Source organism: Pseudarthrobacter sp. CCNWLW207 (assembly GCF_037203945.1).
Lineage (GTDB): Bacteria > Actinomycetota > Actinomycetes > Actinomycetales > Micrococcaceae > Arthrobacter.
The window spans coordinates 478,573-490,849 of record NZ_JBBCBS010000002.1; the positions used below are offsets into that span (position 1 = coordinate 478,573).

13 protein-coding genes are annotated in these 12,277 nt (G+C 63.8%); 2 read left to right on the forward strand and 11 right to left on the reverse strand.

Translation table 11 applies throughout. The annotated features are described in order from the left end of the window. Nucleotides 1-108: 108 nt before the first annotated feature. From V9L17_RS05285 to V9L17_RS05310, 6 genes are all read right to left on the reverse strand, one after another. The gene (locus tag V9L17_RS05285; RefSeq protein WP_337350722.1) at nt 109-588 is read right to left on the reverse strand and encodes a hypothetical protein; all 480 of its coding nucleotides are present in this window, start codon (nt 586-588) and stop codon (nt 109-111) included. Nucleotides 589-698: 110 nt separating this feature from the next. Further along, nucleotides 699-965 (reverse strand): GlsB/YeaQ/YmgE family stress response membrane protein, encoded by a 267-nt coding sequence (locus tag V9L17_RS05290; RefSeq protein WP_337345538.1) that lies wholly within the window; start codon nt 963-965, stop codon nt 699-701. 133 nt (nt 966-1,098) lie between these two features. Beyond that, nucleotides 1,099-1,932 carry an aldo/keto reductase gene (locus V9L17_RS05295; protein ID WP_337345539.1) on the reverse strand — a complete coding sequence of 278 codons (834 nt, stop codon included), beginning with the start codon at nt 1,930-1,932 and terminating at the stop codon, nt 1,099-1,101. Nucleotides 1,933-2,105: 173 nt separating this feature from the next. Continuing rightward, nucleotides 2,106-3,137, reverse strand: a complete 1,032-nt coding sequence (locus V9L17_RS05300; RefSeq protein ID WP_337350723.1) for an NAD-dependent epimerase/dehydratase family protein — start codon at nt 3,135-3,137, stop codon at nt 2,106-2,108. Beyond that, nucleotides 3,131-4,102, reverse strand: a complete 972-nt coding sequence (locus tag V9L17_RS05305; RefSeq protein WP_337350724.1) for an aldo/keto reductase — start codon at nt 4,100-4,102, stop codon at nt 3,131-3,133. Before V9L17_RS05305 ends, V9L17_RS05300 begins: the two co-directional genes overlap by 7 nt. 26 nt (nt 4,103-4,128) lie before the next feature. Then, nucleotides 4,129-4,950: an aldo/keto reductase gene (locus V9L17_RS05310; protein ID WP_337350725.1), complete on the reverse strand. Its 822-nt coding sequence runs from the start codon at nt 4,948-4,950 to the stop codon at nt 4,129-4,131. 183 nt (nt 4,951-5,133) lie between these two features. Here V9L17_RS05310 and V9L17_RS05315 point away from each other — a divergent pair, with 183 nt between their 5' ends. Both V9L17_RS05315 and V9L17_RS05320 read left to right on the forward strand, forming a co-directional pair. Continuing rightward, entirely contained in the window at nt 5,134-6,063 is a 930-nt protein-coding gene (locus tag V9L17_RS05315; RefSeq protein WP_337345543.1) for a helix-turn-helix domain-containing protein, read from the forward strand. A gap of 139 nt (nt 6,064-6,202) precedes the next feature. Beyond that, on the forward strand, nt 6,203-6,421 hold the full coding sequence (locus tag V9L17_RS05320; protein ID WP_337345544.1) for a hypothetical protein: 219 nt from the start codon (nt 6,203-6,205) through the stop codon (nt 6,419-6,421). An 85-nt stretch (nt 6,422-6,506) separates the two neighbouring features. Here the strand turns inward: V9L17_RS05320 and V9L17_RS05325 are convergent, their stop codons facing one another. The 5 genes from V9L17_RS05325 to V9L17_RS05345 all read right to left on the reverse strand — a co-directional run bounded on the left by V9L17_RS05325 (nt 6,507) and on the right by V9L17_RS05345 (nt 12,254). Then, complete coding sequence (locus V9L17_RS05325; protein ID WP_066287620.1) at nt 6,507-6,719, reverse strand: dodecin; 213 nt, start codon at nt 6,717-6,719, stop codon at nt 6,507-6,509. An 83-nt stretch (nt 6,720-6,802) separates the two neighbouring features. Continuing rightward, complete coding sequence (locus tag V9L17_RS05330) at nt 6,803-8,308, reverse strand: pectate lyase family protein (protein ID WP_337350726.1); 1,506 nt, start codon at nt 8,306-8,308, stop codon at nt 6,803-6,805. Then, the gene (locus V9L17_RS05335) at nt 8,277-10,298 is read right to left on the reverse strand and encodes a pectinesterase family protein (RefSeq protein WP_337350727.1); all 2,022 of its coding nucleotides are present in this window, start codon (nt 10,296-10,298) and stop codon (nt 8,277-8,279) included. Before V9L17_RS05335 ends, V9L17_RS05330 begins: the two co-directional genes overlap by 32 nt. Before the next feature lie 95 nt (nt 10,299-10,393). Then, nucleotides 10,394-11,290, reverse strand: a complete 897-nt coding sequence (locus V9L17_RS05340; protein WP_337345547.1) for a carbohydrate ABC transporter permease — start codon at nt 11,288-11,290, stop codon at nt 10,394-10,396. A gap of 10 nt (nt 11,291-11,300) precedes the next feature. Further along, nucleotides 11,301-12,254 carry a carbohydrate ABC transporter permease gene (locus tag V9L17_RS05345; protein ID WP_337345548.1) on the reverse strand — a complete coding sequence of 318 codons (954 nt, stop codon included), beginning with the start codon at nt 12,252-12,254 and terminating at the stop codon, nt 11,301-11,303. Nucleotides 12,255-12,277 lie beyond the last annotated feature (23 nt).

Genomic DNA, 12,277 nt, shown 5'->3' on the forward strand with positions numbered 1-12,277 from the left:
CCCAAGGATCGCGACGGCCAGCAAGGTCAATCAGTTTTAGCACAGGTCCTGCTTGCTCCTGCTGCAAGGAGCAGGCGCGGGCGTAACCTTTCGTCCGGAAGCGCGGGATCAGTCCCGCTTGGGATCCACGTTGGTGGCCGCACCCGCGGGGGTGGCGCCGCCTTCGTCAGACCAGTCCTGGCCCGTGGAGTCGTTCAGGGCAGGGTCCGAATCAACATCGGACGTGCCCAGGTTCACGGTTTCCGGGTGCGTGCTGTGAGCCGGGACGTGGTCGGCGGCGCCTGAGGCAGCTGCGGAGGTGTCGGCGTCGGACGCCTTTTCCTTGCCGTTACCGGACGCTGTGTCGTGATGCATGGCTGACCCGATGACCGTGCCCGCGCGGCGGGCGGCTTCACCCAGCTGGTCTGCCACTTCCGGAGCCTTTTCCTTGATGGCTTCCGTGGCGGCCGCGACCTTGTCCTGGACGGGCTTGCTGTCCCAAAGTGCCGCAGCGCGGGCCTTCAGCTTGTCATAGGCCGCCCGGCCGGACCGCGATCCCAGGACGTAGCCTGCGGCGATTCCAACACCCAAAAGAAGTTTGTTTTTCACGATGAACTCCTGCTCCGTGAGAAGGTTTTCAATCCGGTCCAGTGGCCGGGGGAAAGAAAACCGGCCCGGGGAGGTTCTCCCCAGGCCGGTTTCCTGGCTGGTGCCCGCAGTTAGCTACGGACGCTGCGCTTGGTGATCATGCCGTAGACGAGCAGCACGATGACCGCTCCGCCGATGGCCAGCAGCCAGGTCTGCAGCGAGAAGAACTCCTGCAGGCCGGTGCCGAAAATCATGCCGCCCAGCCAGCCGCCGAGGAATGCTCCTACGACGCCCAGGAGCAAGGTGATGAAAATGCCGCCACCCTGCTTGCCCGGGAGGATCGCCTTAGCGATCGCACCAGCAATAAGGCCGAGAATCAGAAATGCCAAAAAACCCATTTTGTCGTTCCTCTTCCTTCATAAAGGAGGTACCCGGATCCCGGGGACGCTTAACCCTTCTGCCCCAATAGTAATCATGCTTACTATCGATTTGCCAACCCCGCTGCTCGGGAAAGGGCTGCTCAGGTGGCCTTTAGTGCCCCGATACGTCCGAATCATTTCCCGCGCCAGGACCTTCGTCCAAGATGCTCATTTCCGCTAGATCCTGCGGATCCAAGGCGAAATCGAACACGTCCAGGTTCTCCCTCATCCGCCCCGGATCGCCCGATTTTGGAATGACCACAAGTCCGTTCTGAATATGCCATCGCAACACCAGCTGCCCGGGTGTTTTGTCGTACTTTTCGCCCAGTTGGGAGAGTAACGGGGCGTCCAGGAGGCTAGCCCCGGAACCGCCCAGCGGGCTGTAGGATTCCGTGACAATCCCGTGCCTGGCGTGGAATTCCCGCTCGGCCACGCGGGTGATTGCAGGGCTGAGCTGGATCTGGTTCACCGCAGGTACAACGTCCGTCTCGGCGAACAGCCGTTCCAAGTGGGCGGGCTTGAAGTTCGAGACTCCGATGGACCGGGCTTTTCCCTCAGCCTGCAGCCGTTCGAAGGTCTTCCAGGTGGAAATGTACTCATCACGTGCAGGAAGTGGCCAGTGGATCAGCAGCAGATCCACGTAGTCCAGCTTCATCCGCCGCAGGGAGCCCTCCAGTCCTTCAACGGCCCGGTCCTGCCCTTGGAACTGGCCGTCCAGCTTGGTGGTGACGAAGATTTCGCTTCGATCCACCCCGCTGGCCCGGATACCGTTGCCCACGCCTTCCTCGTTGCCGTATTTCACGGCGGTGTCGATGTGCCGGTACCCGGCTTCCACGGCGCTGACGACGGCGGCAGCCACCTGGTCGTCGTCCAGCGGCCAGGTGCCGAGCCCCAGCTGCGGGATGCTGTAACCGTCATTGAGCTTGATGAGCGGTGAAAGTGTCATTTCAACAGTCTCTCTTGCTTTGGCCTTCCTAGCCCTTGAATGCCCGGAGAATATTTCCGGCGCCAGGACGTGCCCAGTGACTTCTCCCCGCCCCGCGGTCTAATCCCCCACGCGATTCGAGGGGAAATGACCGTACGGCGGGGAGAAGTTGCGCTCGACGCACCCACTCACGCTCACCCCGAGGCGCGGGCCCAGCCGGTTAGCCGGTCACTCAGGTCCATGAACTGCTGGTCAACGGCCTGCAGCTCAGGGTGCGCGTCATACCAGGCCACAATCTCCCGAGCTCCATCCGCGAACGGAATCGTGGCGGCGTAGTCCGGGACCAAGGACTTGATCTTCGCGTTGTCGAAGACCACGGAATGGGACCGGTCGCCCAGCAGGTTCGCCCCCAGCTCGGCGCTGTGGGCGGCGATGGTTTCCGAGGCCACGTGGACCAGCTCAGGCTCGGCCACACCGGCCGCCCGGGCGAACAGTCCGTAGATCTGGTTCCACGGCAGGTATTCGTCAGAAGTGATGGTGTAGCTCTCGCCCACGGCCTGGGGCCGGCCCAGCAGCCCCACGAAGGCCTTGGCGAAGTCGCGGCTGTGGGTGAGGGTCCACAGTGACGTACCGTCTCCGTGCACCATCACCGGCAGCCCGGCGCGCATCCGGTGCACGTCCGTCCAGCCGCCTACCATGGCGATCTTGGTGCGGTCGTACGTGTGGGATGGCCGCACCACCGTCAGCGGGAAGTCCTCTGAGCGGTAAGCCTCGTACAAGAGGTCCTCGCACGCGATCTTGTCGCGCGAATACTGCCAGAACGGGTTTTTCAGCGGAGTGGACTCCAGGATGGGCAGCCGGGTGGGCGGCTTCTGGTAAGCCGACGCCGAGCTGATAAACACGTACTGTCCGGTCCGGCCGCGGAACAGTTCCATGCTGGCCCGCGCCTGGTCCGGGGTGAAGGCAATAAAGTCCGCGACGGCGTCGAACTCCCGTCCGCCCAGCACGTCCCGAACGGCTGACGCGTCACGCACGTCCGCGTGCAGGACCTCGGCGCCGTCCGGCACCGGCCGGCCCGTCTGGCGGCCGCGGTTGAGGATGGTCAGCCGGTGCCCCAGCGCGACGGCGCGTTCTGCTGCCGCCGCGCTGATGACTCCTGTACCGCCGATGAAGAGGATACTCCTCGGCGCCACAGTGTCGGCTTCCCGTACGAGTGGGGTCACCACGCGTAGTCTTCCGGGGCGGTGCGGTGCCCCGGGAAGATGTCATCGAGCCGTTTGAGGGCGTCGGAGTCGAGCGTGACCTCCAAAGCCCGGATGGCGGCGTCGAGCTGTTCCTGCGTGCGCGGCCCAACGATCGGGGCGGTGACGGCAGACTGGTGCAGCAGCCAGGCAAGGGCAATGTCGCCGGGGGCGTGGCCCAGGTCATCGGCAAAGTCCTCGTACTGCTGGATCTGGTCCTGGTGCTTCTTCAGGGTTTCCAGTGCCCGGCCCTCGGCGCGGCGGACCCCCTGTTCCTGCTTCTTCAGGACACCGCCCAGGAGGCCGCCCTGCAACGGTGACCATGGGATAAGGCCCAGGCCGTACTGCTGCGCGGCCGGAATGACCTCGAGCTCCACCTCGCGGCGGAAGAGGTTGTAGATGGACTGCTCGCTCACCAGGCCTGTGTAGTTTCGGCGGCGGGCAGCTTCCTGTGCCTGGGCGATGTGCCAGCCGGCGAAGTTGCTGCTGCCGGAGTACAGGATCTTGCCCTGCTGGACGGCAACCTCAATGGCCTGCCAGATCTCGTCCCACGGCGTGTCCCGGTCGATGTGGTGGAACTGGTAAACGTCGATGTAGTCCGTCTGCAGGCGCTTCAGGCTCGCATCCAGCGCCCGCCGGATGTTCAGCGCCGAGAGCTTGGACTCGTTGGGGCGGTCCGTCATGGTGCCGTAGAGCTTGGTGGCCAGGACGGTCCGTTCACGGCGCTCGCCGCCCTGCGCGAACCAGCGGCCGATGATCTCTTCGGTCCAGCCGCGGTGCCCTGTGCCGCCGTAGACATTGGCGGTGTCGAAGAAGTTGATGCCGGAGTCCAGCGCCGAGTCCATGATGGAGTGCGCGTCGGCTTCCTCGGTCTGGGGTCCGAAGTTCATGGTGCCCAGGCAGAGGCGGGAAACCTTCAGGCCGGAGCGGCCAAGGTGGGTGTACTGCATTGTGGGGTCCTTTGGGGTGTGGTGGGTTAGAGCTGGGTGAAGGCGGCGACGGCGGGATCGGAACCGATGCGCGCACCGGACTCCAGTGCCGTGATGGAGGCGAGTTCGTCGTTGCTGAGTTTGAGGGACGTGGCCGCGAAGTTTTCGCGGAGCCGCGTCGGATCAGCGGACTTGGGGATGACGATGGTGCCGGCGGCGAGGTGCCAGGCCAGGATCACTTGTGCGGGACTGGCGTTGTGGGCCTGCGCGACGGCGGTGACGGCGTTCCCGTTCAGGTCACTGCCTTGCCCCAGCGGGCTGTAGGCCTCCACGGCGATTCCCAGCGAGCGGCACTTGGCGGCCAGTTCGGCCTGCTGGTAGCTGGGGTGCACCTCGATCTGGTTGACGGCAGGAACGGTTTCCGCGGCTTCCAGCAGGGTGTCCAGATGCTCGGAGAGGAAGTTGGAAACCCCGATGGCGCGGATCTGCTTGTTCTCGTACAGCCGCTCCATCTCCTTCCATGCCTGGACGTAAAGCCCCTGCGACGGGACCGGCCAGTGGATGAGGTACAGGTCAACATAGTCCAGCCCCAGTGCCTTGCGGCTGAGCTGGAAGGCTTCCTGGGCACGGCCCTGTTCGCCGTTGCGCAGTTTGGTGGTGATGAACAGTTCCTCGCGGGGGATGCCGGAGGCCGCGATGGCCGCGCCGACTCCAGCCTCGTTCCGGTAGGCCGCTGCTGTGTCGATGTGCCGGTAGCCTGCCGCCAGCGCGTCCTCGACGATCCGCTGGGTGTCTTCCGGGGGAACCTGGAAGACCCCGAAGCCCAGCTGGGGGATGGTGACGCCGTTGTTAAGTTTCAGCTCTGACATGGTGGTTCCTTTGCTGATGAACACGAACTGGAAATGAGAAAACGCTTTCGGAAAGGCTCTCCCCTGAGCCTATGCACTTTTCCCCTGATAGTCAGCCCTTGACCCTGTCCCTGTTTTTCCTAGGACTGGCAGTCCTACCTTCGTTGTAGAAAGTGCCTGCCGGGGCCGTGCAGAATAGGGTGCATGGGTCAGAGCGCCGAGTTCGGAAAATTCCTGAAAGCCATGCGGTCCCGGTTGAGCCCGGAAGATGCAGGGGCAGAAGGTTCCACCGGCGCGCGCCGCGTTCCTGGCCTCCGCCGCGAGGAGGTGGCGAGGCTTGCCGGCGTCAGTACGGACTACTACATCCGCCTGGAGCAGGGGAGGAACATCCACCCGTCACGGACCGTGCTTGATTCCGTGGCCCGCGCCCTCCGGCTGGACGCTGGCGAACACGCGCACATGATGGACCTCCTGGAAAACTGCGCCGCCAGCACGCGTTCCCCAGGACCGGCACAGGCAGTACGACCGGCACTCCGCCAGCTCCTCGAGGCGGTGGGCGATGTCCCGGCGATGGTGCTGGGCCGCCGGACCGACGTCCTTGCCGGTAACCGGATGGCCTTCCTGCTCTTCACGGATTTCCCGGCCCTTCCGGCGCACGAGCGAAACCTCACGCGCTGGCTGATCCTCGATCCGGGTGCCCGGGAGCTCTTTCGTGACTGGAAATCGGTGGCGGCTGAAGCAGCCGGTGCGCTCCGCGTGGACGTGGGGCGGCACCCCAACGATGCCCAGGCCAACCAGCTGGTGGGCGAGCTTGCCGTCCACAGCGAGCATTTCCGCCAATGGTGGGCAGGGCACCGTGTCGCCACACGGTCCGCGGGCACCGTCCGGCTCCATCATCCCGGCGTCGGAGACCTGGAACTGAACTTTGAAAACCTGACCCTCCCGGACGATCCCGACCAGATGCTGCGGGTCTATTCCGCCAAGCCCGGGACGCCGTCGTCGGACGCCCTGGCGCTGCTGAGCCTGAGCGCGGATGCCGGTGCGGATTCACCCGCGGGCGCCGCCGCAGCGCCAGCGCCTCAGCGGACGGTTGCTGCCGAAGAGCCGCCCGCGGTCCACGACAACCGGGAGTAACAGTCAGTGTGCTGCCGCTGGCGGCTGTACTTTTGGCCAGCCCCGGCACTGGATTCTGGCCAGGAGCCCATTGGGAACAGATTGCCGCGTTCCTAGGCTGGAGTAGCAAGCTTTTTCTCCACCAAGGATGGTCTCAACGATGAAACGCATCGCACTGCTCAAGGAACGCCAAGCCACTGCCGCCAGCAACGGCCGGACAGCCAGTACAGGCTCACACTGCCCGGCTTCCGGACTATGGAGCCCCGAAGCTGACCCGCACACGGTCCTTTCCTTCTTTGAAGGCCATGTATTCCCCGCGTTCGACGGCGTGCCCACCGTATGGCGGCGGCGCTCCATGGGCGTGGTCTCGTCGAATTAGCTCCCGTTAAAGCCCAACTGACTCGCAGTTAACGTCTTCAAAGTGCATTCCAGCGACGTTAACTGCGAGCCAGTGTGGACCGAACTTAGTGTTCTTCCAGCCGGAAACCGAGCTTGATGGTGACCTGCCAGTCAGCGATCTTGCCCTCTTCGAGGTGACCGCGGATTTCCTTCACCTCGAACCAGTCGAGGTTGCGGAGGGTCTGGGACGCCTTGGCGATACCGTTCCGGACGGCGTCGTCCACGCCTTGGGTTGACGTGCCGACAATTTCAGAAATGCTGTACGTGTGGTTGGACAACTTCGCTCCTCGTGATCGCCTTCGACTCCCGGTTGCGGGCCGTTCTCGAAGCCTAGTAGGACTTCAAGAACGTTGACCAGACCCTAGCCGGATGTTCCGTTGAGAACAGCCACGTTGGCGAGGGTGACATTCCTTCCGGTCGCCTGGAGGACGTTGCCGTCCTGCGGGGTGTCGGAGGTGACGGTCAGGTCCCGCACGGTCGAACCATCCGCTGCCACCACCAGGGTGACACCTTCGCTGTGGGTCAGGACCACATCCGCGGCATTTCCCGTAGCCCCGGCCAGCGTGACGTTGCGCCGGTCACCCCAGATCACCGAGGGCTCATGGTACGTACCGGGCTGGAGCAGCACCGTGACGGGACCCGGGTTGTTGGGTGGGATCGCCCCCACGGCAGCCCGGATGCTGGCAAAGTCTCCAGTGCCGTCGAGGGCCACCGTGATGACCTTCGTTGCTGCGGGTTCCGTCCCGCCCAAGGGTCCGCCAAAGGCGCGCACCAACGCGGGAACCGCCGTGGTGGGCGTGAGCTCGTAGGCGTATGCTGCAGCCGGATCGAACGCAACGCCGCGCTGGCTGCCAGTGTTACCGGTGCACCCGTCAAAGATATTGTCCCGGGCCACCAGCTCACCGCCCGGGCCCTGGTGGTGAAGCGGATTCCGGACATCCCGGAAGTAGTTGCCCTCCACCACCAGCAGGGCCGCGTTCCGTCCCAGCATTCCGTAGCTGGAGATGTCTTCCAGGTAATTGTTGTAAACGTGGGACGCCGCGGTGTTGTCCAAGCTGGCGTTGCGTTGGTGGGTGTTGCGGATCCAGTTGTGGTGCAGCGTCAGCCGGGTGACCACGTTCTGCGTCCAGCCTTCCCCCAAGGCCTTGTTGTGGTCCGCGAAGACGTTCCATGACAGCGTGATGTTGTCGCAGTCCTTGCGGATATCCACCAGGCCGTCGCCCAGGCGGGCGAAATACATGTGGTCAATCCAGACGTGGGTACAGGTGTCCATTTGGATCCCGTCCCTGTCGTTGTCCGGGCGTTTCCCTACAAAATCGCCCGGAATATAGGAGTCCCGGACAGTGAAGTTCCGGAACACCACATTGGAGACGCTGATGAGCTTGAAGCCGGCGTTCACCACGGCCGCTCCTTCACCGGCTCCGAGGAAGGACTTGTTGGCCGTGACCGTCAGCTTCTCGTATTGCGGGAACACCAGCTCGCTGTGCAGGATCACCATCAGCGGCTCAGTGCTCTTGGCGAAGGCCCGGAGCTGGTCCGGGGTGTTGGCGTGGACCAGCCTGCCACCCGCCCCGCCGGTGGTGCCGGCGCGGCCGTGCGCTGCGATTCCGGCGAAGCCCTGCGGTGCATCGGACCAGGCCCCGCCGCCGAGCGCGTGGTTGACCGGCAGGCCGGCTTCGGCGAAACCGTCAGGGCCGACGGCGGGACCCACCCCGCCGGTGTCCGCCGCCGTCGCTGACGGGCTGAGCAGTCCGGACGCCATCAGGGTGCCTGCCGTCAGTCCCGCCGTGAGGAGGGTACGTCGTCGGATATTCAGCTCTTGTGCTTCAGCCATCTCAGCCACGTCCAGCCGGGGTCCAGTTACCAAGGAAGGCTTCCTTGGTGAACTTGAGGGCATCCTCCGGCGTGAGCTGGGGATGGAACTCGTTCACGTAGGCGCCCGGTCCGCTGTTGTTGAATTCGGCGAACCGTCCCTCGGTCCAGGAATGGCCGCTCATGTCGGACCAGCCCTGGACGGCGATGTGGCTGCCGAGGACCGAATCGTGGATCACGGCCATCGGGTGGGCGTTCGGATCGCTGCTGGCAAACCAGGGACGGCCCAGGCTGACGGTTCCGGGAGCAGCGTCGGAGGTGAGGGTGCTGTCCACGATCAGGATGCCGTAGGGGTTGGAGTCCTTGGTGCTGGGGGCAACGATGTAGCCGTTGTTGGTGGCGCTGCCGCGGTCAAGGGAGTGGATGGTGCAGCCGTCCAGGACGGCAGTGCCCCGTCCATAGATGAAGTCGACGTCGCCTTCGATGTAGCAGTTCTTCAGGTACGTACGGGCGGTGGCGTCACGGCCGGTGGTGTCCGCGAGGTAGGTGTCCTGGTTACCCAGGAAGCGGGTGCCGTCAAAGGTGACGCGGTCCGCCACGCTGCGGACGGCAAGCGCCTGGCTTCCTCCGTTGGTGGCCTCGTCGTAGGCGTTCTCAACGGTGAGGTTCCGGACCGTTGTGCCCTCGGCGAGGACGTTGAGCGTGGCGCTGCCGCCGGCGCCCCACGTGCCACCGAAGAACTTCACGCCGTTGGCCGGGAGATCGTAGGTGACGACGACGTCGGCCGGGTTGGCGGTGGCGCCCTGGATGGTGAGGTTCGGACGGTCTGCCCAGACATTCACCGATTCCCGGTAAGTGCCGGGTTTCACTGTGATGGTGCGGGGCAGGTTGCTGCCGCTGGGGACGGACCCGATCGCCGCCTGCAGGCTGCCGAAGTCACCGGTTCCGTCCAGCGCAACCGTGATCTCCGTAGTGCTGTTCGGGGCGCTTTCCTCCAGCGGCCCTGCCCCGGCCGCAACGATCTCCGGGACGCGCGCGGCGTCGTCCTTCTGGTAGGCGTAGAACTGGGTGGGATCAAAGGCTGCACCCACGTTGTCCTTGCGGCCGCGCGTGCCGTTGAAGACGTTGTCCCGGTTCACCACTTCGGTGGCGGGATCCTTGGCGACTACCGGATCCTGCACGGCCGTGAAGCTGTTGCCTTCGAGGACCACCTTGGCTGCGTTGCGGCCCATCATGCCGTACTGGCCGATGTCCTGGAGGAAGTTGTTGTAGACGTGGGCTGCCGCGGTGTTGTCAAGGCTGAAGTTGCGTTGGGTGGTGTTGCGGATCCAGTTGTGGTGGATGGTCATCCGGGTCACGGCGTTGGCGGTCCAGCCCACGCCCAGGGCCTTGTTGTTGTCCGCGAAGACATTCCAGGAGTACGTGATGAGGTCGGAGTCCTTGCGCGTGTCGATCAGGCCGTCGCCCATGCGCTCGAACTTCATGTGGTCAACCCAGACGTGGTGCGTGGTGTCCAATTGGATTCCATCGCGGTCGTTCTCCGGGCTCTTGCCGTCCCAGTCGCCCGGAATGTAGGCGTCCCGGACCGTGAAGTTCCGGAAGATCACGTTGGAGACGTTGATGAGCTTGAAGCCGGCGTTCACCACTTCGGCTCCGGCGCCCACCCCAATGAAGCTTTTGTTGGCGGCGACGGGAATCTTGAGGTAGTCCGTGGCCCTGAGGGTGCCGCGGATGAAGATCACCAGCGGTTCGCTGGCGGCCGCGTAGTCCTTGAGTTCCTGGACGGTGGAGGCGGTGACGATACGGCCGGACTGGCCACCGGTGGTTCCCGCCAGCCCATAGCCCGGGAGCGAAGCGAAGCCGTCAGGGGTCTGCTTCCACATCGCTTCCGGGGTCCCTTCGGCCGGAGAAATCGGGCTGGCCGTGGTTCCGGCCTGGGGTCCCGGCCGCGCCTCGGCCGGTCCGGCGTGGGCGGCCGGAAATGCCGTGAGGCTCCCCAGCATAACGACGGCGGTGGCCGCGCCTAAGAGACGTCGCAAACTCATGCAAAACTCCTTTGTTTTGTTTCCGGGCAGCCTCCAGCCCGGACTTCGGTAAGGGTTGTTCAGTCAGTGATGCGCGCGGAGAAGCGTTGTGGGCCTTACTTCAGCCCAGTGGTGGCGATGCCGTTGATGAGGTACTTCTGGCCGGCGATGAAGAAGCCGATGATGGGGGCGATGGACACCACGGACATGGCGAACATGGGGCCCCACATGCTCTGGCCTTCCGAGTCCATGAAGGCCCTCAGCGCAAGCGGCACCGTGTAGAGGTCCTGGTTCTGGATGTAGAGCAGCGGCCCGAAGAACTCGTTCCACGTGGAAATGAAGGTGAAGATCGCGGTGGTGGCCATGGCCGGCACGCACAGCGGCATGATGACCCGCAGGAAAGTGCGGAAGGGGCCGCAGCCGTCGATCTGGGCGGCGTCGTCGAGCTCTTTGGGCAGTGCCTTCATAAACTGGACCATCAGGAAGATGAAGAACGCGTTGGTGGCCATGAAGTTCGGCACGATCAGCGGCAAGTACGTATCCAGCCAGCCGAGCTGGGAGAAGATGATGTACTGCGGCACCAGGAGGACGTGGCCGGGCAGCATCAGGGTTCCCAGCATCAGGGCAAAGAAGAGCTTGCGTCCGGTGAACTCCATCCGTGCGAAGGCGTAGGCAGCCAGCGCGCAGGAGAAGATATTTCCAATGATGGAGAACACCACCACGATCAGGGAGTTGACCAGGTAGACGTGGAAGGGTTGGTTCAATGCCGTCCAGCCCTGTTCATAGTTGCTGAAGTCCCAGTTTTCGGGCCACAGTCCGAGCTGCCGGAAGATGTCGTTGCTGGGCTTGAACGAACTGGAGATCAGCCACAGCAGCGGGTACAGCATCACCAGGCCAACCAGGCACAGGATCAGGTGGCGGGAGAAGCGGGTACCGGGAGTGCCCGTCAGGGCATCTTCCGGGGCCGCGTCCTTCTTTTGCTTGTTTTTGGTGGGTAATTCGAGGAGAGCCATTGCGGTTGCCTTAATTGTCGTAGAAGACCCAGAACTTGGACGCGATGAAGTTGATGGCGGTGAAAATCGCAATGATCATCAACAGCAGCCACGCCATGGCGGAGGCATACCCCATCTCGAATTCGGTGAAGCCCTTTTGGTACAGGTACAGGTTGTAGAACAGCGTTGAATCCGCCGGACCTCCCGTCCCGCCACTCATCACGTAGCCCTGGGTGAAGGTCTGGAAGGACCCGATGAGCTGCATGATGAGGTTGAAGAAGATGATGGGGCTGATCAGCGGCAGGGTAATGCTGCGGAATTGCTTCCATCGGGAGGCTCCGTCGATGGAAGCCGCCTCGTAGTACATGGACGGGACCTGCCGCAGGCCGGCCAGGAAGATCACCATCGGTGAACCGAACGTCCACACGTTCAGCACGATCAGGGTGCTCAGGGCGAACTCAGGGTCGGTGACCCACGCCGGCCCCTGGATCCCGAACAGTCCCAGGAAGCTGTTGACGATGCCGTCGTTGCCGAAGATGTAGCGCCACAGCATCACGATGGCCACGCTGCCGCCCAGCAGGGACGGCAGGTAATACACGGAACGGTAGATCGGCAGGGCGCTGAGTCCGCGGTTCAGCACCAGGGCGATAAGCAGGGCAACGGCAAGTGAGATCGGCACGGAAACGAAGGTGTAGATGAACGTCACCTTCAGCGATTGAAGGAGCCGCGGATCCTCGAACATGGCCTGGAAATTGGCCAACCCCACGAAGTTTGGCTCCGTGAACAGGTTGTAGTCCGTAAAGGCCAGATACAGCGAGGCGAAGAACGGGATGATCGTGAACAGCATGCCGATGAACCACGGCAGCAGGAAGAGGTAGCCCGAGCGCTGGTTGGTGCGCCGGGAGGGGCCGCGCTTTGTCTTGCCGCGCCCCGGTGCGGCGAGTGAAGCGGCCGCACCGGGGGCTTGCTTTGTCAGCACTGACATGGCGTCAGGTTCCTATCTGCTTA

Bases quoted from the DNA above. Each gene is read 5' to 3' on its own strand.
- V9L17_RS05305 (WP_337350724.1), bottom strand. From the start codon at position 4,102: ATGCAGTACACCCACCTTGGCCGCTCCGGCCTGAAGGTTTCCCGCCTC.
- V9L17_RS05315 (WP_337345543.1), top strand. From the start codon at position 5,134: ATGGGTCAGAGCGCCGAGTTCGGAAAATTCCTGAAAGCCATGCGGTCC.
- V9L17_RS05345 (WP_337345548.1), bottom strand. From the start codon at position 12,254: ATGTCAGTGCTGACAAAGCAAGCCCCCGGTGCGGCCGCTTCACTCGCC.
- V9L17_RS05340 (WP_337345547.1), bottom strand. From the start codon at position 11,290: ATGGCTCTCCTCGAATTACCCACCAAAAACAAGCAAAAGAAGGACGCG.
- V9L17_RS05320 (WP_337345544.1), top strand. From the start codon at position 6,203: ATGAAACGCATCGCACTGCTCAAGGAACGCCAAGCCACTGCCGCCAGC.
- V9L17_RS05295 (WP_337345539.1), bottom strand. From the start codon at position 1,932: ATGACACTTTCACCGCTCATCAAGCTCAATGACGGTTACAGCATCCCG.
- V9L17_RS05335 (WP_337350727.1), bottom strand. From the start codon at position 10,298: ATGAGTTTGCGACGTCTCTTAGGCGCGGCCACCGCCGTCGTTATGCTG.
- V9L17_RS05310 (WP_337350725.1), bottom strand. From the start codon at position 4,950: ATGTCAGAGCTGAAACTTAACAACGGCGTCACCATCCCCCAGCTGGGC.
- V9L17_RS05290 (WP_337345538.1), bottom strand. From the start codon at position 965: ATGGGTTTTTTGGCATTTCTGATTCTCGGCCTTATTGCTGGTGCGATC.